Origin of the sequence: Streptomyces sp. NBC_00158, assembly GCF_045160885.1 — a bacterium.
Taxonomy (GTDB): domain Bacteria; phylum Actinomycetota; class Actinomycetes; order Streptomycetales; family Streptomycetaceae; genus Streptomyces.
The window spans coordinates 6,728,899-6,753,854 of sequence record NZ_CP108161.1 but is presented as its reverse complement, the minus strand read 5'-3'; the positions used below and the strand labels follow the sequence as shown (position 1 = coordinate 6,753,854).

The following is a 24,956-nucleotide window of genomic DNA, read 5'->3' as shown; positions in this document are numbered from 1 at the left end:
GGCCCTGGGGGTGCGGCCTGGTCAGGTCCGGCGGCACTGTCCGGTGCGGGGGCCGGTGCCGGTGGTGCCGGCCACCAAAGGCGCGGGGCTGTTGCCCTCGCAGCGCAGCGGGCCGTCGACCGTGTTGGCCCAGACCTCGACGCCGCCGGTGTTGGCGTCCAGCGTCACCGGTCCCCGGAACGTGTTGCCCGCGCAGGACGCCTCGGGGCGGCCGGAGCCGAGGAGCACCGGGCCGGTGCCGCGCCCGATGGTGAACGGTCCGGCGAGGGAGGTCCGGCAGACGGTGAGGGCGAGGGCGCCGTCGGCGGAGACCGGGCCGGTGACGGCGGCGTCGGTGACGGCCAGCGCGCCGCCGGGCCGGACGGTGACCGGGCCGGTCTGGCTGCCGCCCGCGGCGATGCACCGGGCTTCGCCGGGGGCCACCGTCAGCGGGCCGGTGTGGGCCGAGGTCAGGCAGGGTTCGGTGAACCCGACGGTGAGGCCGGTGGGTTCGGCGGTCGCGCCCGGGGTGAAGGCGGTGTCACCGCTGTAGCGCGCGGTGACGGGGTGGCCGGTGGTGGGCTGGAGGACGCCGGTGCGGGTGGTGGCGCGGCCGTCGCGGAGCGGCACGGTGGCCAGCGGGACGGTCCCGTCGAAGAAGGTGACCTCGCCGGTCGGGGGGCCGGCGTCGGGGCCGGCCGGGGCGACCGTGGCGGTCAGGGTGACGGCCTGTCCGAACAGCGGGGTGGCGGTGTCGGCGGTGACGGTGACCGAGGTGCCGTAGCGGAAGGAGACCACCGCCTTGCCGTTGCCCCGGTTGACGCCCTTGAGGAGGGAGACGCCGGTGGCCGTCGGGGCCGCGTAGCTGCTGCCACCGCCGCCGCCGGCCGCGGGAAGATTGGCGGGGGCGCCGGGGCCGGACCGGCCGCCGCCTGAGCCGCCGCCGCCGGCGAAGTACCCGCCGCCACCGCCACCGGCGCCGGAGCCGCCGCCACCGCCGTTCCCGCCGGAGCCGCCGCTGCCGGGGTTGGGCTTGCTGCCCCAGGAATCGGTGTCGGCGCCCGGGGCTCCCGGAGCACCGACGGTGTTGTTGCGGAGGCCGCCCGCCCCGTGGGCCGACTGGGTTCCGCCGCCGCCCGCGAGGCCGGAGCCCTCGGGGCCGGCGCCCTGGCCGCCGGGGTCGGCTTCGAGGCCGCCGCCGGAACCGCCGCGCAGCAGGGGTCCGCCGTTGCCCGCGCCGCCTCCGCCGCCGGCGACGAGGACCCGGTCGGTCCCGCCGAAGGCACCCGTACGCAGGTCGGTGCCGCCGCCGCCGGAACCGCCACCGCCGTGGGCGCCGCCACCGCCGGAGCCGTGGCCGGTGCCGCCGGGACGGGCGAACTCGCCCTTGCGGGAGGTTCCCGAGCTGCCCACCCCGCCCACGGTGAGCTGGAGGGTCTGGCCCGGCGTGACGGCCAGGTCCGCGCGGGTCTCGCCGCCCAGACCGCCGGGGGCGCCCTCGTTCGGGGGGCTGGGGAGGATGAAGCCGGCCGCGCCGCCGCCCTCGGCGCCGAAGAGGTCGACCGTCACGGAGGTCACCCCGGCCGGGACGGTGAAGGTGTCCGTGCCGACGTCGGTGTAGGTGCAGGTGGGGGTGGAGGCGGTGAAGACGCCGCCCGTGCCGCAGGGGTTGGCGGCGGCCGGGTCGGCCGTGGCGGGAAGGGGTGTCATCGCGGCGGCCACGAGGCCGGCCGCACCGGCTGCCTTCAGGATCTTCGATCGGTACATGCTCAAGGGGGTTCCAAACGACGGTGCTTGCGAGATGAGGCGTGCGGGCCGCGGCCGGCCGCGGGTGCGGCCTGCCGCGGCTGCTGTGCTACGTGTGGCTCAGACGCCGTCGTCGGCGCACAGCGCCCAGACGTCGGAGTAGGTGTTCGGGGAGCTGGGGGCCCCGGTGTGGGTGAAGGCCGACCAGTACGCGGCGGTGGTGGTCCCGTCCGAGACCGGGCTGCCGCCGGAGTCGCTGGGGAAGCTGCCGTTGAGGTGGTCGCCCTGGGAGCCGGGTCCGGTGAAGTTCGTGGTGGTGACGCTGCCTCCGCTGATCGCGGCTCCGCCGCTGACGAGCTTGCCGTCGTTCTCGCCGCAGCCCACGGTGACGGTGGCGCCGCTGGTTCCGGCGGTGGGGCCGCTGACCTCGGAGAAGCGGACCTTCACGGTCGTGCCGCTGATGTTGATGTTGTTGCCGCTGCAGATGGCGTACGCGTAGGTGGTGTTGCCGCTGTCCCCGCCGCCGCCGTTCCAGCCCACGGCGCTCCAGGAGTCGGGGTTGGTCTCGCCGTCGGCCGCGGCCTTCTGGCCGTAGGCGTGGGCGGAGTCGTTGAAGGTGGGGAAGCTGGCGATCGGCTTGAGGCTGCCGACGGAGGCCGGGGTGATGCGCGCCCCGCCGCCGAGCAGCCGGGTGTTCGCCGGGCAGGTGGCGGTGACGAGCCCGACCGTCGAGGCGGTGGTGGGTCCGGCGACCTTGTTCATCACCACCTGGGTGTGGTTGATCAGGTTGCTGCTGAAGCACATCGCGTACGGGGTGCTGGAGAAGGAGGCGTTGACGGCGCCGCCGCTGCCGCCGATGCCGAGCCAGTAGGTGACGTCGGTGCCGACGACTCCGGTGGAGCCGGTGTACTCGGTGCTGCCGTCGGGGCTGGGCGAGGTGCCGTTGATCTTGTTGCCGTTGGACGAGGTGCCGGTGCCGATGGCCTGGTTGATGCCGCCGCCGGAGATGAGGCCGCTGCCGCAGTGGGCGTTGGTCGAGATCTCGGAGAAGGCGGAGCCGGGGCCGGAGGTGGCGCCGGGGGTCTTCACCGTCACACCGACGGTGTTGGCGTGGGCGGTTCCCGGTGCGGTGAGGGCCAGCAGGGCGCCCAGGATCAGGGCCCTTCCGGCGAAGGGGCGCCGCAGGAGGAAGCGGTCCATCGAGTTCTCCCTGTTCGGAGTCGGATTGCGGGCAGGCGGAACCGCACGCGGGCGCACCGGCGCACCGGAAGGGGTTCCGGGTCCGGGGCCGGGCGTCGGGAAGGGTTCCGCTCTGGACGGGTGGTGGTCGGCACGTCGCAGGAGCGGCGTGGACCGGGTGCCGCAGCGGGCTGCTCGCTGGATCAGCGGACGGACTGGCCTTGCGGGGAGAGCGCGGCGCCACGTACGGGCGGGCCGGGCGGACCCAGGTCGTGGGTCGTCCCGGCCGTCCGGCACGCGAATTGCACCTGCGGAATGTAGCAGTCAGATAAGCCCGCATGTAAGCGGGGAACAGTGACTTCTCCTTGCAGATGCGGTACTCGCGAGTAGCTCGCGCGGCAGGTGCGGGGCACGGCCTTCAGTGGCCGCTCCCCCGCACCTCCACCCCGTCCAGGCCCGGCCGGATCAGGACCTTGATGTGCTCTTCCGGCCGCCGCAGGGAGTCGAAGGCCGCCTCCAGCGCGCCGAACCCCGCCTCGCCGGTGACGAGGGCGCCCGGGTCGATGCGGCCGTCGGCGAGCCGGGCCAGGGTGGCGCCGAACTCCCGCGGCGGGTAGGTCAGGCACATCCGGATGGTGACGTCCTTGTAGATGCCGACCAGCGGCCGGATCACGTCCTCGGTCATCACCCCGCCGATCTGCAGGATCTCCGTGCCGCGCGGCACGGCGTGCAGCAGCCGGTCCAGCAGGCCGGGCACGCCCACGCAGTTGACCACCACCATCGGACGCGGCCGGGGCCCGGCCAGCTCGGCGCACCGCCGTACGGGGTCCTCGCCCCCGGCGGGGTCCACCACCGCGTGCGCCCCGAGCCGGGCCGCCGCGGCGCGGCGCAGCGCCGAGGGGTCGGAGGCGACGACCGGGCCGGCGCCGCGTTCCAGCAGGGCGGCAACGGCGCCGAGGCCGACGGGGCCGCAGCCGGCGACCACGGCGGGGGTGCCCGGACCGGCCGTGCTGCGGGCGACGTTGCCGAAGCCGACGGCCAGCGGCTCGGTCAGGGCCGCCAGGGCCAGGTCCAGGGTTTCGGGGACGGGCAGCAGGGCCTGCGCCTGTACGACGATCCGCTCGCCGAATCCGCCGGGGAAGGCGTTGCTGTAGCCGACGGTACGCACGACCCCGCCGGGGTCGACGGCCCAGGGGAGGCCGACCACTCCCGTGCCGGGTTCGGGGCCGCTCCCGCCGGGCCCGTAACCGATGACCCGGCCGGCGAACTCGTGGCCCAGCACCAGCGGGCGGGCCGGGTCGAAGAGGAAGCCCGTGGTGCCGCTGTCGCGGGAGGCGCGCAGGAAGTCGGCGGTGTGCGCGACGGCGCTGAGGTCGGAGCCGCAGATCCCGCAGGCCTCGGTCTCGACCAGGGCCTGTCCGGGTCCGGGCACCGGATCGGGGTGTTCGGCCGCGGCGAAGCGGCCGTCCGCCCACACCGCCGCCCTCAACGGACTTCTCCCTCGCGGGCGATGGCCTCCGCCGTGGCCCGCCGCAGCGCTCCGGTGAAGCGTTCGCTGTTGCGGGCGGCCCAGTCGAGGCTCGCCGCGCGCGCGTCGGTGGTGCCGGTGAGGCGGGGGACGACCCGTTCGGCGAAGAGCTCCAGGCTGCGCAGGGCGGCGGCGGGCTCCGCGATGTCCGGCTGGAGGATCAGGAAGGTGCCGAACCCGCCGGTCTTCCGGGCGAGTTGCAGGATGCGTTCGACGGCGTCGTCGGCGGTGCCGATGACGGCGCGGCCGAAGGTGGGCAGCCCCTCCTCGGTCCAGCGGCGCACGGCCCCGGCGGGGGTGGCGCAGCCGTCGAGCCGGGTGCCGCCGAGCGCCTCGATGTAGGCGACCAGGTCCGGGGTGCCGAACTCCGCCTGCCGCAGGGCTTCTTCGCGGGTCTCGGCCAGGTGGACGGGGGTGACCAGCCGCCAGCCCGCGCGGTCGGCGGTGCGGCCGCTCTCGGCGCAGGCCCGCTCGTGGGCGGTCCAGTTGGTGTCGAGGGTGGCGAACCCGGCGGGGTCGGCGGCGGCCAGCGAGAGCATCCCGGCGCCGTGCCGCCCGGCGAGGAGCGCGCCGGTCGGGGAGACGGCGGAGGCGACGGCCACCTCCAGCTCCCGGCCCCGGTAGGGCCCGAGCTGGAGCCGGGCCTCGCGCAGGGTGAACCAGTCGGTGGCGGCCGTGACGGTCTCGCCGCGCAGCAGCCGGGTGACGGCGTCAAGGGAGTCGGCCGTCATGGCGCGGGACTCCAGCGGGTCGACGCCCGTCATGTGGGCGTCGGAGGGCAGCTGTCCCGGGCCGACCCCGAGCATGGCGCGGCCGCGCGACTGCTGGTCCAGCTGGCAGATCCGGTCGGCGAGGATCAGGGGCTGGTGGTACGGGAGGGAGTTGACGCCGGTGCCGAGCATGATCCGGGAGGTCCGTTCGGCGGCGGCCGCCAGGAACAGCTCCGGCGAGGCGATGATCTCGTAGCCGGCGGAGTGGTGCTCCCCCGCCCACACTTCCTCGTAGCCGAGCCGGTCCAGTTCCACGACGAGGTCGAGGTCACGGCGCAGCTGGAGGGCGGGGTCGCGGTCGGGCCGGTGGTAGGGGGCGAGGAACACCCCGAAGCGGGAGGGCAGGTACGGCTGCGGCATGTGCGGCACCCCTTCGGACGGCGAAGCCTTCGCCGTCCGACCCAACACCGCGCGCGCCGCGCCTTCAACGGCGGCGGCGCGGTCCTCCCGCTCAGTGGGATTTCCGGCCCTGACACCGCACCCGGGTGCGGTGTCAGGGCCGGGCCAGGACCCCGATCATCGCCTCGGCCGTCGCCGCCATCGCCGTGCGGGCGGCGGTGAGGTAGGGGCGGGGGTCGGCCGGGGTGAGGTGGGTGCGGATGGCGTCGGTCATGGCCAGGTTGAGGGCCGTGCCGATGTTCACCTTGCGGATCCCGCCGGCCACGGCCGCCGCGAGTTCCCCGTCGGGCAGGCCGGAGGAGCCGTGCAGGACCAGCGGTACGTCCAGTGTCTTGGCGAGCCGGGCCAGCAGGGCGTGGTCGAGGGAGGCGGTCCGGGTGGTCATGGCGTGGCTGCTGCCGACGGCCACGGCCAGGGCGTCGACGCCGGAGTCGGCGACGAACCGCCGCGCCTCGTCCGGGTCGGTACGGGCGCCCGGCGCGTGCGGGTCGAGCGGCGCGGCCCCGTCCTTGCCGCCGACCTCGCCCAGCTCCGCCTCGATCCACAGCCCGTTGGCGTGGGCCCAGTCGGCGGCGGACCGGGTGGACTCCAGGTTCTCCGCGTAGGGCAGGTGCGCGGCGTCGTACATCACCGACCCGAAGCCGGCGTCCGCGGCCCGCCGCAGCAGGTCGGGGCTCTTGACGTGGTCGAGGTGGAGCCCGACGGGCACCCGGGCGGCCTCCGCGCAGGCGGCGGCGGCCCGGGCGATGGGCAGCAGGGCGCCGCGGCGGAACTTCACTGCGTTCTCGCTGAGTTGCAGGATGACGGGCAGTCCGGCCCGTTCGGCGCCCTCGACCACGGCTTCGGCGTGCTCCAGGGTGATGATGTTGAAGGCCGCGACGGCGCCGCCGGCCGCGGCCGCCCCGGCAACGAGGGTCCCGGCGGGGGCGAGGGTCATCGGACCGCCCCCTCGCCCGCGGTGAGGATCACCGAGCGGGTGAGGTTGCGGGGCGCGTCGGGGTCCAGGCCCCGGTGCGCGGCGACGGCCACGGCGAGGCGCTGCACCCGGACCAGCTCGGCGAGCGGGTCGAGTTCGCCGTCCACCCACTCCGCGCCGGTCCGGAGGACCTCTTCGGCGATGCCGTCGGGGGTGCCGCCCAGCGACCAGGTGACGGAGCCGGGGCCGGTGACGCTGACGGGGCCGTGCCGGTACTCCATCGCGGGGTAGGCCTCGGCCCACGAGAGGGAGGCCTCGCGCATCTTCAGGGCTGCCTCGTGGGCCAGGCCGACGCTCCAGCCCCGGCCGAGGAAGGTGAACTGGCCGCGCGCCTCCAGCCCGTTCGGCAGCGGCAGGTCGAGGGCGGTGCGGGCGTCGGCGACCACGGCCGGGGTGTGGCGGCCGAGGTGGGCGCGCAGCAGGGTGAGGGCGGTGGTGGCGAAGCGGGTCTGGACGACGGACCGCTCGTCGGCGAAGTCCAGTACGACGAGGTCGTCCGCGAGGGCCGTCACCGGGGTGTCCGGGTCGCCGATGACGGCGGTGGTCGGGATCCCGGCCCCCCGCAGCCCCGCCAGCAGGTCCAGCACCTCGGTGGTGGTCCCGGACCGGGTCAGGGCGACGACCCGGTCGTAGCGGCGGTGGCGGGGGAACTCGGAGGCGGGGAAGGCGTCGGTCTCCCCGTGCCCGGCCTCCTCGCGCAGGGCGGCGGCGGCCTGTGCCATGTAGTAGGAGGTGCCGCAGCCGATGACCGCGGTACGCTCGCCGGGCCCCGGCAGCACTGCTCGGTGGGCCGGGGCCAGTTCGGCGGCCCGCTCCCAGCTGTCGGGCTGCGTGGCCAACTCGTACGCGACGTGACTCATGCGGGCTCCTTGCGCGGTGGATGCGTACGTCGGCTGCGAACCGATCGGACTTCCCTGCGTGTTCCTGCGTGTCCTGCGTGTTCCTGCAAGGTAGCGGGCAGTTTCGCGCAACTTCAAGCATCTACCGGGTGATCCGCTGGGTTAATCTCGACGGCGGGGCCCGGCGGGACGCCGGGGGACGACAGGGAGGGGCGCCATGACCCGCAAGGAACGCTGGCAGAGACTGCTGGACCTGCTGGTGGAGCGGGACGGGCTGGAGGTGGAGGCCGCCGCCGAGGCCCTCGGCGTGTCCGCCGCGACCATCCGCCGCGACCTCGACCAGCTCGCCGAGCAGCAGCTGCTGGTCCGCACGCGCGGCGGGGCGGTGCCGCACGGGGTCTCGTACGAACTCCCCCTGCGCTACCGCACGTCCCGGCGTGCCGCCGAGAAGCGCCGGATCAGCGAGGCGGTCGCGGCCCTGATCGCGCCGGGTGAGGTGGTCGGCCTGACGGGCGGCACCACCACGACGGAGGTCGCCCGCGCCCTCGCGGCCCGCCCCGACCTCGCCGCGCCGGCCGGCGGCTCCCCCGCGCTCACGGTGGTCACCAATGCCCTCAACATCGCGGGCGAGCTGGTGATCCGGCCACAGTTCAAGATCGTCCTGACGGGCGGGGTGGCCCGGCCCCAGTCGTACGAACTGACCGGCCCGCTGGCGCAGCAGACGCTCGGTCAGCTGTCGATGGACACCGCCGTGCTCGGCGTGGACGCCTTCGACCCCCTCGACGGCGCGGCGACCCGCCACGAGGACGAGGCCGCCGTCAACGCCCTGCTCTGCGAGCGGGCCCGCCGCCTGGTCGTCGCTGCGGACTCCACGAAGCTCGGCGTCCGCGCCTTCGCCCGCATCTGCGCCACCTCCGCCGTGGACGTCCTGGTGACCGACACCGCCCTGACGGACACCGCCGCGCGGCCCTTCCGGGACGCGGGCGTGGAGGTCGTACGAGTCTGACGGTCCCGCACGAGGGGCTCTCCCCTCCCCCCTCAGCCCTGCTCCTCGAACCCGGCCAGCAGTGCGCGCGGGTCGAAGGCGACCCGGATCCGGGCGATCCGCCCGTCCTCCACGTGCATCCAGTTCGCCGTGGACGCCGGCGGCGCGACGGTGGTGCACAGGTCGAACCAGGTGATCACCTCGTCGCCCTCGGCCACCCGCGCCTTCACGTCGATCCGCTCCAGCACCCGGCCCATCCCCCGCAGTCCGGCCAGCGCCGCCTCCGCCCCCGACGCCGTTCCCAGCGCCCCCACGAAGTCGACCTCCTCGGCCAGCAGCCCCCGCAGGGTCTCGAAGTCGCCCGTCTCCCAGGCGGTGAAGTAGGTCTCGGCAAGCTCTCGCGCGGTCTTCGTCGTCGTCATGCGCCCATCCTCCCGCCGAGCCCGTCCATCCGTCCAACAGATGGATCGGATGAGATCTATCATCACTGATTATGGAGATGCATCAGCTGCGCTACTTCGCCGCCGTCGTGGACGAGGGCACCTTCACCGGTGCCGCCCACCGCCTGCACGTCAGCCAGTCCGGCATCAGCACCCAGATCGCGAAGCTGGAGCGCGAGCTGGGGCAGCAGCTGCTCGACCGCGGCGGACGCCGGGTCGGCCTCACTCCGGCCGGGGAGGCCGTACTCCCCCTCGCGAGGAACGCCCTCGCCACCCTCGACGCCATCCGGCACACCGCCGCCGAGTTCGCCGACGCCGTCCGCGGACGGGTCCGCCTCGGCATGATCACGGGCTGCTCGATCCCGCCCTTCCTGGACACCATCGCCGACCTCGGCCGCACCCACCCCGGCATCGAGCTCAGCCTGCACGAGGGCCACTCCGACGCCCTCCAGGACCAGGTCCTCGCCGGCTCCCTCGACCTGGCCCTCATCGGCTACGCGGGCGAGGCCGCTCCCGGCCTGGAGGCCGACGTCGTCGTCGACGAGCCGATCGCCGCCGTCGTACCGGCCGGACACCCGCTCGACCGGGCGGAACTGCGCCTCGCCGGCCTCCGGGACGAGAAGGTCCTCTGCCTCTCCCGGGGCACCGGCATCCGCGCCGCCTACGAGGACTCCTGCCGCCGCCTCGGCCTCGACCCCCGCGTGGACCTCGAAGCGGGCTCCCCCACCGCCCTGCTCCGCCTCGCGGAGCGCGGCGCGGGCGTCGCCGTCCTCAGCGCCTCCTCCGCGGAGGGCGCCGGCCTGCGGACCGTCCCGCTCGCCGACGCCGCCACGCACGCCCGGCTGGGCCTCGTCACCCGCGCCGACCAGCACTCCCCGGCCGTACGGCTCCTGCGGACCAGGCTCCTCACGGCACTGCGGAACGGCTAGGGGGTGTCCGCGAAGTCGCGCCGTCCGCCCGGAGGGCGGGCCCCGCGGCGTCCGGTGCGTGCTCTCGGCGTGCCGGGCGGAAGCCCGCGTACTGGACGCACTCGGTCTTCCGCCCGGTGCGGCGAGAGCGCGTGCCGGACGCCGCGGGGCAGGCGCGACTCCGCGGACACCCCCTAGGGGGTGTCCGCCTGGCGCAGCCGCGCCGCGATGGCGCGGGCGCAGGCCATGGACTCGGTGTGCGTGGTGTCGAGTTCCAGGTCGTAGGAGACGCCCTCGTGGACCACGGCCGCCTGGGACGCGGCCATGCCGGGGGTGCGGTCGCCGCGGGCGATCTCCCGGCCCGCGGCGGCCTCCGGGTCGCACCGGACGGCGACCCACAGCACCTCCAGGCCGTCCAGCGCGCTCCGCCAGCGTTCCTGAGACCCGGCCCCGCCGAGGAAGACGTCGTCGATGAGGATGCGCGCGCCCGCCCGGGCCATCGCCGCGACGCCCGCCATCCAGGCCGCCTCCAGGGCCCGGAACTCCGCCCCGACGCTCACCCCGCCGTCCTCGGCGAACACGATCCCCCCGTCCCCGTCCCCGTCTCCGCCCCCGTCCCGCAGCTTCGCCGGCAGGGAGTCGATGAAGGAGTCGCAGCCGTACGCCAGCCACGGTTCGGGCAGTACGGCCTGGAGGCAGCGCACGATCCCGGACTTCCCCGAGCTGGACGCGCCGTTGAGAACGATCATCCGAATGGTCACCGCGCCACCGTAGGGCGGCCGCCCGCGCGGCGGACAGCGGATTTCCGCGCCGGACTGCGGATCAGTGGGCCGGGACCCGCTGGGCCTCGCGGGTCAGGGCCGCCAGGACCGGGGCGATCAGCGGGTGGGACTCGGCGCCGCGGCGGGTGGCGGCGAAGACCCGGCGGGTCGCGGCCGGGCCGGCGACCGGGCGGACCAGGACCTCCTTGAGGTCCATGCCGCGCAGCGCCGAACGCGGCACCAGCGCCACCCCCGCGCCCGCCCCGACCAGGGCCGTCACCGCGCGGAAGTCATCGGAGGAGTGCACGAAGCGCGGCTGGAACCCGGCCAGTTCGCAGGCCAGCAGGGTCACGTCGTAGCAGGGGTTGCCCGGGTACTGGCCGACCCAGTCCGCGTCGGACAGGTCCGCCAGCGCCACCGCGGGCAGGTCGGCGAGCGGGTGCCCGGCGGGCAGCACCGCGTCGAAGGGCTCCGCGTACAGCGGGAGCACCGACAGCCGGCCGTCGTCGGCGCCCGGCGCGCCGCGGTACTCCACGGCGAGCGCCAGGTCGGCCTCCCCGTCGAGCAGCAGCGGCAGGCTCTGGTCGCCCTCCGCGTCGCGCACCCGGAGCCGGATGCCGGGGTGTTCCAGGGCGAGGCGGGCGATGGCGGGGGCCAGCACCTCGGCGATGCCGGTGGCGAAGGCCGCCACCGTGACCTCGCCGGCGGAACCGCCCGCGTAGGCGGCGAGTTCCGCCTCGGCGCGCTCCAGCTGGGCCAGCACCTCGTGGGCGTGGCCCAGCAGGATCTCCCCGGCCGCGGTGAGCCGTACGCCCCGGCCGCTGCGGGTCAGCAGCGCGTGGCCGGTCTCCTGTTCCAGCGCGGCGAGCTGCTGGGAGACGGCGGAGGGGGTGAGGTACAGCGCTGCGGCCGCGGCGGTCACCGTACGGTGGTCCGCCACGGCCCGCAGGATGCGCAGCCGGCGGGGGTCGATCACACCCCCATGATGTCAGCCCTGAGCAGCGGAAAGCGCCGCGCGGGCGTCCACGAAGGCGGCCACCGCGCGCTCCACGTCGGCCGTCGAGTGGGCCGCCGAGAGCTGGACGCGGATGCGGGCCGCGCCGAGCGGAACGACCGGGTACGAGAAGCCGATCACGTAGACGCCGCGCTCCAGCAGCAGCTCGGCCATCCGGCCCGCCTCGGCGGCGTCGCCGATCATGACGGGGGCGATGGCGTGGTCGCCGGGCAGGATCTCGAAGCCGGCCTCCGTCATCTTGGTGCGGAACAGCTTGGTGTTGTCCGCGAGCCGCTCGCGCAGGTCACCGGCGGACTCCAGCAGGTCGAGGACCTTCAGGGAGGCGGCGGCGATGACCGGGGCGAGGGAGTTGGAGAAGAGGTACGGGCGCGAGCGCTGGCGCAGCAGCTCGACGATCTCGGCGCGGGCGGCGACGTAGCCGCCGGAAGCGCCGCCGAGGGCCTTGCCGAGGGTGCCGGTGATGATGTCGATCCGGTCCATGACCCCGTGCAGCTCGGGGGTGCCGCGGCCGCCGGGGCCGACGAAGCCGACGGCGTGCGAGTCGTCGACCATGACCATGGCGTCGTAGCGGTCGGCGAGGTCGCAGATCTCCTGGAGGGGGGCGACGTAGCCGTCCATGGAGAACACGCCGTCGGTGACGACGAGCTTGCGGCGGGCGCCTCCCTCGGAGGCCTCCTTGAGGCGCGCCTCCAGCTCGGCCATGTCGCGGTTGGCGTAGCGGAAGCGGCGCGCCTTGGAGAGGCGGATGCCGTCGATGATCGAGGCGTGGTTGAGGGCGTCGGAGATCACCGCGTCCTCGGCGCCGAGCAGGGTCTCGAAGACGCCGCCGTTGGCGTCGAAGCAGGAGGAGTAGAGGATCGTGTCCTCCTGGCCGAGGAAGGCCGACAGGCGGGCCTCCAGCTCCTTGTGCACCTCCTGGGTGCCGCAGATGAAGCGGACCGAGGCCATGCCGTAGCCCCAGCGGTCGAGGGCGTCCTTGGCGGCGGCGACCACGTCGGGGTGGTCGGCCAGCCCGAGGTAGTTGTTGGCGCAGAAGTTCAGCACCTCGCCGGGGGCGCCGCCCGCGGTGACGGCGACGGCGGCGTTCTGCGGGGTGCCGATGACGCGCTCGGGCTTGTGCAGGCCCGCGGCGCGGATCTCGTCGAGGGTGGTGCGGAGGTCTTCGCGTACGGACTCGAACATGGGCTTCGGTTTCTCCTTGTGCGGATCGCCGTCCGGCGGACGGGGAGGAGGGGCCGGGTGCCGCCCGGCGGGGCGGAGTGGTCTGAGGGGGGGGCCGGGCCCCGCGGAGGGGGGAGGGTGTGCGGGGCCCGGCCCGGAGGGAGATGGTCTTGTGTTCTGGGCGGCCGGCCGGCCGCCTCCGGCCCGGGACGACGGTAGCGGCTCCCGGCGCCTGCGGCGGCCGCCCGGACCGTACGTGGCCGCCGCGCGCCGCCGGTCCGGCGTTCCGTCCGGGTGGCCGGAAGGGGGCCCCGATCCGAGCTCCCGACCCGGATCCGGGATCCCGCCCGGGTCACTGCCGGGGACCCACCCACGGGTACCGACCCGGGGTCCCGGGCCAGTGCCCCGTCCGGAGTCCCGAACCGGGTCCCGAGCCAGACCCCGAACCAGACCCCGAGCCAGGCCCCGCCCCGAGTCCCGAACCGGGTCCCGGGCCAGACCCCGGGCCAGGACCCGTCCGGATCCCGAACCGGGTCCCCGGCCAGACCCCGGCCAGGACCCGTCCGGATCCCGGATCCGGGCCCGGAGCGGGGACCCGCCCTCGTTCCCGAGGCGAGCCCCCGGCCGGGGTACGGGCCCGAGGCGCCGGGGTCGGAGCCGGGTCCCGCTTCGGAACGCGGATCACGGTCCCGGACCGGGATCCGGACCAAGAGCCGGAGTCCGGACCAGGGGCCGGGCCCCGGACCAGGGCCCCGGGGTTCGGGCAGGGCCCGTGACGGGTCCCGGCCCTGGGCCGGACCGGGGTCCCGCACAGGGGTCCGGGCTCCGGGCCCGGGCAGGGGCCCAGCGCGGGGTACCCCCGGAGGGCTACGCGGTCCAGTCGAGGATGATCTTGCCGCTGCGGGCGGTCGCGGCCTCGTCGAAGGCGGCCTGGAAGTCGCGGTGAGAGTAGCGGCCGGTGATGACCGGGGACAGGTCGAGCCCGCCCTCCAGCAGCACCGTCATCGCGTACCAGGTCTCGAACATCTCGCGGCCGTAGATCCCCTTGATGGTGATCATCGAGGTGACGACCTTCGCCCAGTCCACCGGGAACTCCTGGGCCGGCAGGCCGAGCATCGCGATCCTGCCGCCGTGCGTCATGTTGTCGATCATGTCGCGCATGGCCTCCGCGCGGCCGGACATCTCCAGGCCGACGTCGAAGCCCTCGCGCAGCCCCAGCCGCGTCTGCGCCTCGGCGATGGAGGACTCGGCGACGTTCACCGCGAGCGTGGCGCCGGCCTTGCGGGCGATCTCCAGCCGCTCGGGGCTGACGTCGGTGATGACCACGTTGCGCGCGCCGGCGTGCTTGGCGACGGCGGCGGCCATGATGCCGATCGGGCCCGCGCCGGTGATCAGCACGTCCTCGCCGACCAGCGGGAAGGACAGCGCGGTGTGCACGGCGTTGCCGAAGGGGTCGAAGATGGCCGCGACGTCCAGGTCCACGGCGGTCCGGTGCACCCACACGTTCTGCGCGGGGAGGACCACGTACTCGGCGAAGGCGCCGTCGCGGCCGACCCCGAGGCCGATCGTGGAGCGGCACAGGTGGCGGCGGCCGGCCAGGCAGTTGCGGCACTTGCCGCACACCAGGTGGCCCTCGCCGCTGACCAGGGCGCCGGTCTCGATGTCGCGGACGTCGGCGCCGACGGCCGCGACCTCGCCGACGAACTCGTGGCCGAGGACGAGCGGGGTCTTGACCGCGCCCTGCGCCCAGCCGTCCCAGGCCCGGATGTGCAGGTCGGTGCCGCAGATACCGGTCCGCAGCACCTTGATCAGCACGTCGCCGGGGCCGTACTCGGGCTCGGGGACGTCCATGAGCCACAGCCCGGGCTCGGCCTTGTGCTTGACGAGTGCCTTCATGGCGGTGGCTCCAGGCATGCGAAGGGTGTTGCCGCTCCCGCTGTGACGCGGGTGGCGTTGGTGACGGGCACCAATCTGCCGATCGTCGCGGTGATCAGTCCATCGAGACTTTCTTAAGCGGGTCGACAGCGCAGCTTCACGCCTATGCTCCTCCCTGGACGGGGATGGGGCCCGGGGGCGGAAGCCGCGCTAAGGTCCGTCACCGGGGAAAAGGGGAGGTGAGGGGCGTGCCGAGTCTGCGCAGCAGGGCGCTTTCGGCCGCACTGGTGGCGACGGGGCGGCGAAGACGCTTCGCGACCGCGGAGGCGGTCCGGGCGGCGGTGGCCGAGGCGGCACGCAGGCCCGCCTCGCACCTGCCGCCGCGCTCGCTGGGCCGGGTCGCGGAACTGTCGCGGACCTTCGTCGGCGCCTGGCCGGTGTACGACGCCTCGCCGCGCGGGCAGGAGCCCGTGGCGCGGGTGCTGTACGTGCACGGCGGCGCGTACATCGACGAGCTGGTCCGGCCGCACTGGTCGCTGATCCGGACCCTGGTGACCCGGGCCCGGGCCCGCGTGGTCGTCCCGGCGTACGTGCTCGCCCCGCGCGGTACCGCCGACCGGAACGTCCCGGTGGCCGCCGACCTGCTCAGCGGTCTGATCGAGAGCGGCGGTGCCGGCGGAACGGTGCTGATCGGGGACTCCGCGGGCGCCGGGCTGGCGCTGGCCGCCGCGCAGCGGCTGCGGGAGCGGACCGGGGCGCAGCCGTCGCGGATCGTGCTGATCTCCCCCTGGCTCGACCTGAGCATGAGCCACCCGGGGCAGGCGGCCCTGGAGGCGGCCGATCCGGTGCTGGCCCGGGCGGGGCTGGCCGAGGCGGGGCGGCTGTACGCGGGGACCCTCGCGGCGGACGACCCGCGGGTGAGCCCGCTGCACGGCTCCTTCGAGGGGCTGGCGCCGCTGACGGTGTTCACCGGGACCCGGGACGTACTGGCCACCGACAGCCACGAGCTGCGGCGGCGGGCCGGCGCGGCCGGGGCCCGGGTGGAGTGGCACGAGGAGCCGGGCATGCCGCACGCGTACCCGCTGCTGCCGGTCCCGGAGGGGCGGGCGGCCAGGGACCGGATCGTCGAGCTGGTCCGGGAGACCGCCGACCAGGACTGAGACCGGGGCCGCCGCTAGGCGGTGCACGTCATCAGCGAGCTGACCGGCCAGGCCCGGTACGCCGTCCAGTACGCCTCGTCGCGCGCGGCGTCGGCGGGCGGGGTGCGGGAGGGCTGCCAGCCGACGGTGCTGAAGCCGGCGTCGACGGCGGCTTCGGCGAAGTCGGCGTGCGCCCATTCGCGGTACTCGAAGTGCTGCGGGGGCTCGGTCAGGAACTGCGCCTTCAGCAGCGGGGCGTCGCCGTCCGGCAGCCGGTCGAGGATGCGCATCCCGTACGGGGACCAGTCCACGCGCGGGTACGCCCCGGGGTTGCGGACGAGCGAGAGCAGCCGCCCGCCGGGGCGCAGGTTGGCGCGGATGCCGCGGAACATGGCGTGCAGGGCCGCCCGGTCGGGGGCGTGGCTGAACAGGTAGACGGCGGTGGCCAGGTCGAAGGGGCCGAGCTGCGGCATGTCGGCGGCGTCCGCGACCACGTACTCGACGGTGGCGGAGGGCGGCGCGGACGCCCGGGCCCGGCGGACCCGGTCCGGGCAGTTGTCGACGCCGACGGTGCGCCGGGCGCCGCCGCTCGCCAGCAGTGCGGCGGTGCCGCCGTGCCCGCAGGCCACGTCCAGGGTGTCGAGGTCGCGGACCCCGCCGAGGGCGTCGAGTGCGGTGCGGAGGGTGAAGGCGTCGGCTGCCGTGAAGGCCGCGCGGGGTGCCGGGTGGGTGTCGTCGTACTGGTGTCGCATGCCGAATGCCTCCCCGGCGCGGGCGCGGCGGACGGCGTGCCCGGCGGCCCGTTCCCCCTTTCGGGGAATCGTTCGGCGCATCGCCGCCGCCCGGCCGCCGTTCAGGCGGGCAGCAGCTCGCGGGCGCAGGCGCGCAGCCAGACGTGCGCCGGGTCGGCGTCGTGGCGGGGGTGCCAGGCGAGCCCGATCGGCAGCGGCGGCAGCTCCAGCGGGACCTCGAAGGTGACGAGGCCGAGCGCGGCGGTCTGCGGGACGGTCCGGGAGGCGGCCAGGCCGATCAGGTCGGTCTGCCGCAGCACGAAGAGGGAGGCCGAGAACGAGGCCATGCTGCCCACCACCCGGCGGGCCAGGCCCCGCTGCGCGAGGGCGTCGTCCACCGGCCCCTCCAGCCGGCCGCGCCGCGACACGGTCAGGTGCTCCCCGGCGGCGAACCGCCGGGCGGTGATCGGGCCGCTCAGCAGCGGGTGCCCCTCGCGTACGACGCCGAGCACCCGGTCGTCGAAGAGGTGCTCGGTGCGCACCTCGGGCGAGCGGGCGTCGATGACTCCGAACTCCAGGTCCGCGACCCCTTCGCGCAGCATCGGGAGGTCGACGTGGCTCTCGGAGAGGAACCGCAGCCGCACTCCGGGCGCCTCGCCCGCCGTCCGCCGGAAGAGGGCGGCGCCGAACGCGGCGGCGAAGGAGTCGTGGGCCAGGACGGTGAAGGTGCGGGTCAGGGTCTCCAGGTCCACCCGGCCGCCGGTGAGGAACAGGGCGCGGGCGCGTTCCACCACGGCCCGTACCTCGCCCTGGACGGAGAGCGCGTGCGGGGTGGGCACCATCGTGCGTCCGGCGCGGACGAGCACGGGGTCGCCGAGGGCCTTGCGGATGCGGCCCAGGGTCCGGCTCATGGCGGGTTCGGAGAGGTGCAGCCGGGCGGCGGCCCGGGAGACGCTCGACTCCTCCAGGAGCACGTCCAGTGCGACGAGCAGGTTGAGGTCCACCCCGGACAGCCCGGATCCGGATTGCGTCACGCGCATTCATCCCTTGCAGAACTTGCACTGGAAAGCAGGTCACGCCAACCCTACGGTGGTTTCCGGGGCGACCGGGCCGCAGCGGCCCTCCCCCGCCCCCTTCCACCACCCTTCACCGACTCCGAGGAGGAGCCGTGCTCCGCCATGCCCGCACACCGTCCCCGGCCCGGCCCCCGGCGCCGGCGCCCGCACCGGCCGCATCCCCGGCCCCTGCCCCGGCCCGGACGGAATCCCCTGGCGGGAGGGACCGCGCCGCCGCGCCCGGTCCGGCCGGCCCCGGCCTGTCCCGCGCCGCCCTGCTGGTGCTGTGCGCCTGCGTGCTCGTCGCGCAGGCCATGGTCGCCGCCGTCAACCTGCTGATCCCGCAGCTCGCCGCCTCCACCCCGCACCCGACCCCGGACCAGCTGCTGTGGACGGTCGACGCGTACGTGATCGTCTTCGCCGCGCTGCTGATCCCGGCCGGGGCCCTCGGCGACCGCTACGGGCGCAAGGGAGCCCTGCTGTCCGGGCTCGGCCTGTTCGCCGCGGGCGCGGCGGTCAGCGCCCTCGCCCCCGGCCCGGCGGTACTGATCGCCGGACGCGGACTGTCCGGGGCCGGGGCGGCGCTGGTCATGCCCGCCACCATGTCCGTGCTGGTCCGCCTGACCCCGCCCGAGCGGCGCGCGCAGGCACTGGCCACCTGGACCCTGTCCGCCGGCCTCGGGGGCCTGGCGGGCAACGTGTTCGGCGGCCTGGCCGGGGAGTTCCTGACCTGGCGCGCCCTGTTCTGGGGGGTCGTCCCGGTGGCCGCGCTGCTCGCCCTCGCCGTGGCCCTCGCGGTGCCGCGCACCCCCGCGCGCGCCGACGCCGCCGTCGACCCGCTCGGGGCCCTTGTGCTGGCCGGGGCGCTGTTCGCGGTGGTCCACGGGATCATCGAGGGGCCCTCGTACGGCTGGTCCTCGGTCCGCGTGCTGGGCTCCTTCGGGGCGGGGGCGGTGCTGCTGACCGCCTTCACCGCGTACGCGCTGCGCGCCGCCCGACCGCTGCTGGACCCGCGGGTCTTCGCCTCGCGCGGGCTGCGGGCGGGGACGCTGGGCATCGGCGCCGCCTTCTTCGGGCTGTTCTCCCTGTTCTTCGTCAACGCCCAGTACCTCCAGTACGCCAAGGGCTTCTCCCCGGCCCTGGCGGGGCTGGCGATCGTCCCGCTCACCGTCGGCATGGCGGTGGTGCCCAGGCTGGGCGCGCGGCTCGCCCGGCGGACCGGGCCCCGGCTCCCGGTCGGGGCCGGACTGCTGCTGATCGCGGCCGGGCTGCTGCTGGTGTCCACCGCCGACGCGGGCACCCCGTACGCCGTGTACGGCTGCTACCTGCTGGTGCTGTCGGTCGGGACCGGGCTGTGCGCGCCCTCGCTGACGCTGACGGTGGTCTCGCAGCTGCCGCCGCACCAGGCGGGGCTCGGCTCGGGGCTGAACACCGCGGCCCGGGAGATCGGCGCGGCACTGGGCGTGGCCGTGGTCGGCACGGTGCTGGCCTCCCGCTTCCACGGCAACCCGGCGGACCCCGCGCAGGCGGCCGCCTTCACCGACGCCATGGGGGTGGCGCTGCGCACGGTGGCGGCCGTACTGCTCGTCGCCGCGGCGGCGGTGGTCCGCGGGTACCGCGGCAGCGGCCCGGGGCGAACGGGTGCAGCCGCCGGGGGCGAGGGCGCATCCTGACTGTGTGACGGCGAGAGCGGACAGCACCGGCCCGGCCCCCGCCGCCAGGGACCGGGCGCTGGCGCGGGCGGTCGTGCGCGCCGTGGAGGCCGTCGGCGGGTACGCGGGCGGGGTCTACCTGCGCTCGGGCACGGACGGGCTGCTGCGGATGGCGGTGGTCACGGGCCTTCCGGGGCGGCTGTTCCGGCCGTGGTGGCGGATGCAGGTGAACCGGCCGTACCCGGTCGCCGAGGCGTACCGCACCGGGCAGTCGGTGCACCTGCCGGACGCGGAGGCCGCGATGCGGCGCTTCCCCCAGCTGATGGCCGGGCTGCCGTTCCCCTTCGGGTCGTTCTACGAGCCGGTCGGAGCCGGACCGGAGCGGTTCGGGGTGCTGCTGGTGCTGCGGCCCGCGACGCCGGGGGCGGTGCTCGGGGCCGGCGAGCGGGAGCGGCTGCGGGAGGCCGCCGCCGGGCTGGCCGGAGAGCTGGAGACGCTGCGCGCGGCCGGGGAGGCGGTCCTGTGGGACGGCGACCCACTGTGCGTGCCCTGGCCGGCGGCCGGTGCGGAGGGGGCCCGGGAGGCCGTGGACCGGCTCGGGGCGGCGGTGCTGTCGGTGGACCGGCAGGGTGCCGTCGCCTTCGCCAACGCGGCGGCCGGGCAGCTGCTCGGGCGGCCCGCTCCCCTGCTGCGCGGGCGCCCGCTGTGGGAGGTGCTGCCGTGGCTCGGCAACTCCGCGTACGAGGACCACTTCCGCGGGGTGTTCATCTCCGGCGAGCCCGTGCGCTTCGCGGCCCGGCGGACGCCCGCCGAGAGCGCCACCGCGGCGGGCGCCGGTTCCGCGGCCGATGCCGATGCCGATGCCGGGGCAGAGGCCGGGTCGGCCGCCGAGTGGCTGTCGGTGGGCCTGTATCCGGGCCCCTCGGGGGTGACGGTGACCCTGGAGGCCGCCGAGCCGCCCGCCTACGCGCCCGGGTCGGCGGCCCGGCCGGGCGCCGGCCCCGGTTCGCCCGCCGACCAGGCCTCCTCCCTGTACCGGCCGGTGGCCCTGGCCATCGCGCTGACCGAGGCGGTCACCGCCCGCCAGGTGTCGGCCGTGGTCACCGAGGAGCTGCTGCCCGCGTTCGGCGGCCGGCAGCTGGCCATCTACATGCTCGACGAGCGGCACCTGTACCTCGCCTGGGAGACCGGTTTCCCCACGGGGTTCCTGAGCCGCTTCGACGGGGTCCCGTTGGACGAGCGGCTGCCGGGGGTGGAGACCCTGACCTCGGGCCGGCCGCTGTTCTTCGAGTCGATGGAGCACCTGGCCGCGGCCTATCCGGGGATCCCGCTGGACGCCGAGGTCGGGGCCCGGGCCTTCCTGCCGCTGATCGCCTCCGGGCGCCCGGTCGGCTCCTGCATCCTCGGCTTCGACCGGCGGCGCGGCTTCAGCCCGGAGGAGCGTACGGTCCTCACGGCGCTGGCCGGCCTGATCGCGCAGGCCCTGGAGCGCGCCCGGCGCTACGACAGCGAGGCGGCGCTGGCCCGGGGGCTTCAGGCGGCCCTGCTGCCGCACCGGCTGCCGGTGCGCGGGGAGGTGGCCACGGTGGGCCGGTACCTGCCCGGGACGGACGGCATGGAGGTCGGCGGCGACTGGTACGACGTCATCGAGACGGACGCGGGCCGGCTGGCGCTGGTCATCGGGGACGTCCAGGGCCACGGCGTGGCGGCCGCCGCGACCATGGGGCAACTGCGCAGCGCCGTAAGGGCGTTCGCGCTCAGCGGGAACGCCCCGGACCAGGTGGTGCGGGGCACGAACCAGCTGCTGATCGACCTGGACCCGGGCCAGTTCGCCAGCTGCTGCTACGTCCTGCTGGACCCCGGGTCCGGGCGGGCCCTGGCCGCCCGCGCCGGGCACCCGCAGCCGCTGCTGCGGCACGCCGACGGCCGGGCCGAGGTGCTGGACCTGGCGGGCGGGGTGCTGCTCGGCATAGACCCGGGGGCGCGGTACCCGGTGACGGAACTGGCGCTGGCTCCCGGCGAGGTACTGGCCCTGTACACGGACGGGCTGGTGGAGACGCCGGGGGCGGACATCGACGACGGGGTGGAGCGGCTGCGGGCGGCCCTGGCCGCGGCCCGGCCGTCCCCGCTGACGGAGACGGCCGACCGGCTGGTCGCCGAGGCCGCCCGTACGCCGGACCGCCCGGACGACATCGCCCTGCTGCTGGCCTCCCGGACCGCGAAGGCGGGCGGGTAGCGGCCCGGCCCGCCCCGGCCCGCCCCGGCCGGGCAAAGCGGAGGGAAATTCATTGGATCTCGCTGCGGTTCCCGCACGTCCCGCCCGGTCAATATTTACGCGGCCTTAACACCGCTGCCCGCGTGCCGGAGGGGTGATCCACGATGGATTCCGCAGGTGAACAGCTATTGACCTGCGGATCTCGTGGAGCTTGCATAGCGGCCCGGGAGCCAAGCGAACGAAGTGCCCACCACCGCCCCGGAGGCGATACCGCTCCCGCACTCCTTCACCGCACTGCCGATCGGAACCTCGCACCGATGACTGACACGATCAGCGCACCTCAGGCCCTCGCCCCGGCCACCGGTCCCACCCCGCAGAAGCTCAAGCGTTCCATCGGCGTCGTCGGCGGGACCCTGCTCACGCTGTCGTGCGTGACGCCCGCCTCGACCCTCTTCGTCGTCGTGCCCGACCTGTTCTCCGGTCTCGGCACCTGGACCGCGCTCACCATCGCCATCGGCTCGCTGCTCTGCGTCGGCGTGGCGTTCTGCTACTCCGAGCTGGGCACGCTCATCCCCAGCGCGGGCGGCGAGTACGCCATGGTCTCCACCCTCGCGGGCCGGCTCGCGGGCTGGCTCGTCTTCGTGCTGTCCCTGCTCGTGGTGATGATCGTGCCGCCCGTGATCGCCATGGGCACGGCCGACTACCTCTCCCCGGTGATCGACGTACCGGCTCCGCTGGCCGGCGCCGGAGTGATGCTGCTCGCCACTCTGGCCGGCCTGCTGGACCTGCGGGCCAACGCCTGGATCACGGGCATCTTCCTCGTGCTGGAGGTGGTCGCCGCCGCGCTGGTGGCCGTGCTCGGCTTCGCCCACAGCGAGCGCGGCGCCGACGCCCTGGTGCACGGTTCGGTGGCCGCCGAGGGCGGCGGCGTCTCCACCGTGACGGCCATGATGGTGGTCTCCGGGCTGGCGATCGCGCTCTTCGTCACCCAGGGCTTCTCCACCGCCGTCTACCTCTCCGAGGAGCTGGAGCAGCCGCGCCGCAACGTCCCGCGGACCGTTCTCGCCACCCTCGCGATCTCCTCCGCCGTCATCCTGGTCCCGGTCATCGCGATCACCATGGGCGCCCCGGACCTGGAGGCGCTGACCTCCGGCGACCTCGGAGCGATGGTGACGGCCTGGTCGAACTCCGCCGTCGGCACCTTCGTCAGCCTCTGCGTGGCCCTGGCCATCGTCAACGCCGGCATCGTCATGGTCATCCAGAACTCCCGGGTGCTCTTCGCCTCGGCCCGCGACAAGGCCTGGCCCGAGCCGGTCAACCGCGGCCTGTCGCGGCTGGGCCGCTTCGGCTCCCCCTGGGTGGCGACGCTGCTGGTCGGCCTGCCGGGCGCGGCCATGTGCTTCGTCAACCTCGACACCCTGTACGGCGTGACGGGCGTGTCGGTGACCGGCATGTACCTGCTGGTCGCGGTGGCCGCGCTGTTCAGCCGGCGCGGGGCGCAGGGCGAGAAGGCCGCCTGGCGGATGCCGCTGTGGCCGGCCGTGCCGATCGTGCTGATCCTCGTGTTCGCGTACATCCTGACCCAGCAGGAGACCGGCTACCTGCTGTGGACCGGCGGCATCACCGCCGTCGCCACCCTCTACTGGGCGCTGTACCTGCGGCCGCGCAAGGACTCGCGCTGGCTGGTCAGCATCCCCGACACGGAGGACGAGCCGGCGGCGGTCTGACCGCTTCCGCGCGGGTGAGGGGCCGTCGCGGTTCGCGGCGGCCCCTCGGCCGTGCCCGCCGGGGTCAGCCGGCCTCGCCGCCGGCTGACAGGGCGATCGCGGTGTTGACCAGGCCGACGTGGCTGAACGCCTGCGGGAAGTTGCCGAGCTGGCGGCCGGCCCGGGTGTCGTACTCCTCGGCGAGCAGGCCCACGTCGTTGCGCACCGCCAGCAGCTTCTCGAAGAGCTCGCGGGCCTCCTTGGTCCGGCCGGTCGCGTGGAGGGCGTCGACCATCCAGAACGAGCAGGCCAGGAAGGTGCCCTCGTCCCCGGGGAGCCCGTCGACCGAGGGGCCCTCGGTGCTGTAGCGGCGCACCAGGCCGCTGCTGCCCAGCTCCGCCCGGACGGCGTCGACGGTGCCGACGACCCGGGGGTCGTCGGGCGGGAGGAAGCCGACGCGGGGGATGAGGAGGGTGGCCGCGTCCAGCTCGCGGGAGCCGTAGTACTGGGTGAAGGTGCCCCGCTCGGGGTCGTAGCCCTTGTCGCAGACGTCGCGGTGCACCTCGTCCCGCATGGTCCGCCAGCGCTGGACGTCGCCCGGCAGGTGCGGGGCGTTCTCCAGGGTCCGCACGGCCCGGTCGGCGGCGACCCAGGCCATCACCTTGGAGTGGGTGAAGTGGCGGCGCGGGCCGCGCACCTCCCACAGCCCCTCGTCCGGCCGGTGCCAGTTGCGTTCCAGGAAGTCGAGCAGCGCGAGCTGGATCTTCCAGGAGTGGCGTTCCGCGGCCAGTCCGGAGGCCCGCGCCAGGTACAGGGCGTCGAGGACCTCCCCGTACACGTCCAGCTGGAGCTGGTCCACGGCGGCGTTGCCGACCCGGACCGGGGCGGAGCCGGCGTAGCCGCGCAGCCAGGGCAGTTCGGTCTCGGGGATGCGGCGCTCGCCGGCGATGCCGTACATGATCTGGAGGTCGGCCGGGTCGCCGGCGACTGCGCGCAGCAGCCAGCCGCGCCAGGCCCGTGCCTCGTCGAGGAAGCCGGTGGAGAGCAGGGCGCCGAGGGTCAGGGTGGCGTCGCGGAGCCAGCAGTAGCGGTAGTCCCAGTTGCGGACCCCGCCGATCTCCTCGGGGAGGGAGGTCGTCGCGGCGGCGGCGATGCCGCCGGTGGGCGCGAAGGTGAGGGCCTTGAGCGTGATCAGCGACCGGGTGACGGCCTCCTCGTAGGGGCCCTCGTAGCGGCACTGGCCGGCCCACTCCCGCCAGTCGGCGAGGCTCTGCTCCAGTGCCTCGTACGGGTCGACGGGCTCGGGGCGCGGCTCGTGCGAGGGGTGCCAGGTCAGCACGAAGGCGACCTTCTCGCCGGGGCCGACGGTGAACTCCGAGCGGGTGCTGCGGTCCTCGCCCCAGGTGTGTACGGACGGCTCGCTGCGGAACCAGGCCGAGTCGGGTCCGGCGACCGCGACGCGGTCGCCCTCGCTGCGCCGGACCCACGGGACGACGTGGCCGTAGTCGAAGCGCAGCCGGAGGGTGCTGCGGACGGTGACGTGTCCGGAGACCCCTTCGACGATGCGCATGACGTCGGGCGCCTCTTCGCGCTGCGGCATGAAGTCGACGACCTTGACGGTGCCCTCGTCGGTCTCCCAGTACGACTCCAGGACCAGCGAGCCGTCCAGGTAGGCCCGCCGCGTGCACCGTTCGCCGTTCTCGGCGGCGGCCGGGGCGATGCGCCAGTGGCCGTTCTCCTTGTTGCCGAGGAGGGCGGCGAAGCAGGCGGCGGAGTCGAAGTGCGGCAGGCACAGCCAGTCGATGGACCCGTCACGGCCGACCAGTGCGCTGGTCATCAGGTCGCCGATGAGTGCGTAGTCTTCGATGGGTTGTGTCATTCATCCGCTTTTCCCCCA

The 24,956-nt window shown here is 75.2% G+C and carries 20 protein-coding genes; 6 read left to right on the top strand and 14 right to left on the bottom strand.

Going from position 1 to position 24,956, the window contains the following annotated elements; all coding sequences use genetic code 11:
• Positions 1 to 21: 21 nt before the first annotated feature.
• The 6 genes from OG553_RS30935 to OG553_RS30910 form a co-directional block, all read right to left on the bottom strand.
• Entirely contained in the window at positions 22 to 1,746 is a 1,725-nt protein-coding gene (locus tag OG553_RS30935) for an Ig-like domain-containing protein (protein ID WP_405983187.1), read from the bottom strand.
• Positions 1,747 to 1,845: 99 nt separating this feature from the next.
• On the bottom strand, positions 1,846 to 2,925 hold the full coding sequence (locus tag OG553_RS30930) for a hypothetical protein (protein WP_405982135.1): 1,080 nt from the start codon (positions 2,923 to 2,925) through the stop codon (positions 1,846 to 1,848).
• A 397-nt stretch (positions 2,926 to 3,322) separates the two neighbouring features.
• On the bottom strand, positions 3,323 to 4,393 hold the full coding sequence (locus OG553_RS30925) for a zinc-binding dehydrogenase (protein WP_405982134.1): 1,071 nt from the start codon (positions 4,391 to 4,393) through the stop codon (positions 3,323 to 3,325).
• Positions 4,390 to 5,562 carry an LLM class flavin-dependent oxidoreductase gene (locus tag OG553_RS30920; RefSeq protein WP_405982133.1) on the bottom strand — a complete coding sequence of 391 codons (1,173 nt, stop codon included), beginning with the start codon at positions 5,560 to 5,562 and terminating at the stop codon, positions 4,390 to 4,392. The genes OG553_RS30925 and OG553_RS30920 overlap by 4 nt, the downstream gene beginning before the upstream one ends.
• Positions 5,563 to 5,695: 133 nt before the next feature.
• Complete coding sequence (locus tag OG553_RS30915) at positions 5,696 to 6,538, bottom strand: class II fructose-bisphosphate aldolase (protein ID WP_405982132.1); 843 nt, start codon at positions 6,536 to 6,538, stop codon at positions 5,696 to 5,698.
• Complete coding sequence (locus tag OG553_RS30910) at positions 6,535 to 7,437, bottom strand: SIS domain-containing protein (RefSeq protein ID WP_405982131.1); 903 nt, start codon at positions 7,435 to 7,437, stop codon at positions 6,535 to 6,537. The genes OG553_RS30915 and OG553_RS30910 overlap by 4 nt, the downstream gene beginning before the upstream one ends.
• A gap of 196 nt (positions 7,438 to 7,633) precedes the next feature.
• On the opposite strand from OG553_RS30910, the gene OG553_RS30905 reads away from it, so the two are divergent.
• On the top strand, positions 7,634 to 8,422 hold the full coding sequence (locus tag OG553_RS30905; protein ID WP_405982130.1) for a DeoR/GlpR family DNA-binding transcription regulator: 789 nt from the start codon (positions 7,634 to 7,636) through the stop codon (positions 8,420 to 8,422).
• Positions 8,423 to 8,454: 32 nt separating this feature from the next.
• Here OG553_RS30905 and OG553_RS30900 read toward each other — a convergent pair whose 3' ends face one another.
• Positions 8,455 to 8,823 carry a nuclear transport factor 2 family protein gene (locus tag OG553_RS30900; RefSeq protein ID WP_405982129.1) on the bottom strand — a complete coding sequence of 123 codons (369 nt, stop codon included), beginning with the start codon at positions 8,821 to 8,823 and terminating at the stop codon, positions 8,455 to 8,457.
• 71 nt (positions 8,824 to 8,894) lie between these two features.
• Between OG553_RS30900 and OG553_RS30895 the strand changes: the two genes are divergently transcribed.
• Complete coding sequence (locus tag OG553_RS30895) at positions 8,895 to 9,770, top strand: LysR family transcriptional regulator (RefSeq protein ID WP_405982128.1); 876 nt, start codon at positions 8,895 to 8,897, stop codon at positions 9,768 to 9,770.
• 173 nt (positions 9,771 to 9,943) lie between these two features.
• Here the strand turns inward: OG553_RS30895 and cpt are convergent, their stop codons facing one another.
• From cpt to tdh, 4 genes are all read right to left on the bottom strand, one after another.
• Positions 9,944 to 10,498 (bottom strand): chloramphenicol phosphotransferase CPT, encoded by a 555-nt coding sequence (cpt, locus tag OG553_RS30890; RefSeq protein WP_405983186.1) that lies wholly within the window; start codon positions 10,496 to 10,498, stop codon positions 9,944 to 9,946.
• Positions 10,499 to 10,571: 73 nt separating this feature from the next.
• Positions 10,572 to 11,486, bottom strand: coding sequence for a LysR substrate-binding domain-containing protein (locus OG553_RS30885; RefSeq protein ID WP_405982127.1), 915 nt, complete (start codon positions 11,484 to 11,486; stop codon positions 10,572 to 10,574).
• Positions 11,487 to 11,498: 12 nt separating this feature from the next.
• Positions 11,499 to 12,707 carry a glycine C-acetyltransferase gene (locus tag OG553_RS30880; RefSeq protein ID WP_405982126.1) on the bottom strand — a complete coding sequence of 403 codons (1,209 nt, stop codon included), beginning with the start codon at positions 12,705 to 12,707 and terminating at the stop codon, positions 11,499 to 11,501.
• 846 nt (positions 12,708 to 13,553) lie between these two features.
• Positions 13,554 to 14,582 carry an L-threonine 3-dehydrogenase gene (gene tdh, locus OG553_RS30875; RefSeq protein WP_007262513.1) on the bottom strand — a complete coding sequence of 343 codons (1,029 nt, stop codon included), beginning with the start codon at positions 14,580 to 14,582 and terminating at the stop codon, positions 13,554 to 13,556.
• A 227-nt stretch (positions 14,583 to 14,809) separates the two neighbouring features.
• On the opposite strand from tdh, the gene OG553_RS30870 reads away from it, so the two are divergent.
• A complete protein-coding gene (locus tag OG553_RS30870) occupies positions 14,810 to 15,721 on the top strand; it encodes an alpha/beta hydrolase fold domain-containing protein (RefSeq protein WP_405982125.1) in 912 nt (303 codons plus the stop codon).
• Between the two features lie 14 nt (positions 15,722 to 15,735).
• Here OG553_RS30870 and OG553_RS30865 read toward each other — a convergent pair whose 3' ends face one another.
• Positions 15,736 to 16,452, bottom strand: coding sequence for a class I SAM-dependent methyltransferase (locus OG553_RS30865; protein ID WP_385761778.1), 717 nt, complete (start codon positions 16,450 to 16,452; stop codon positions 15,736 to 15,738).
• Positions 16,453 to 16,553: 101 nt separating this feature from the next.
• Positions 16,554 to 17,471 (bottom strand): LysR family transcriptional regulator, encoded by a 918-nt coding sequence (locus OG553_RS30860; protein ID WP_405982124.1) that lies wholly within the window; start codon positions 17,469 to 17,471, stop codon positions 16,554 to 16,556.
• 275 nt (positions 17,472 to 17,746) lie between these two features.
• Between OG553_RS30860 and OG553_RS30855 the strand changes: the two genes are divergently transcribed.
• The 3 genes from OG553_RS30855 (at position 17,747) to OG553_RS30845 (ending at position 23,080) form a co-directional block, all read left to right on the top strand.
• On the top strand, positions 17,747 to 19,159 hold the full coding sequence (locus OG553_RS30855) for an MFS transporter (RefSeq protein WP_405983185.1): 1,413 nt from the start codon (positions 17,747 to 17,749) through the stop codon (positions 19,157 to 19,159).
• Positions 19,160 to 19,163: 4 nt separating this feature from the next.
• Positions 19,164 to 21,374 (top strand): PP2C family protein-serine/threonine phosphatase, encoded by a 2,211-nt coding sequence (locus OG553_RS30850; protein ID WP_405982123.1) that lies wholly within the window; start codon positions 19,164 to 19,166, stop codon positions 21,372 to 21,374.
• A 296-nt stretch (positions 21,375 to 21,670) separates the two neighbouring features.
• Positions 21,671 to 23,080 carry an APC family permease gene (locus OG553_RS30845; protein ID WP_405982122.1) on the top strand — a complete coding sequence of 470 codons (1,410 nt, stop codon included), beginning with the start codon at positions 21,671 to 21,673 and terminating at the stop codon, positions 23,078 to 23,080.
• Positions 23,081 to 23,144: 64 nt separating this feature from the next.
• Here the strand turns inward: OG553_RS30845 and OG553_RS30840 are convergent, their stop codons facing one another.
• The gene (locus tag OG553_RS30840; protein ID WP_405982121.1) at positions 23,145 to 24,938 is read right to left on the bottom strand and encodes a glycoside hydrolase family 15 protein; all 1,794 of its coding nucleotides are present in this window, start codon (positions 24,936 to 24,938) and stop codon (positions 23,145 to 23,147) included.
• Between the last annotated feature and the right edge of the window lie 18 nt (positions 24,939 to 24,956).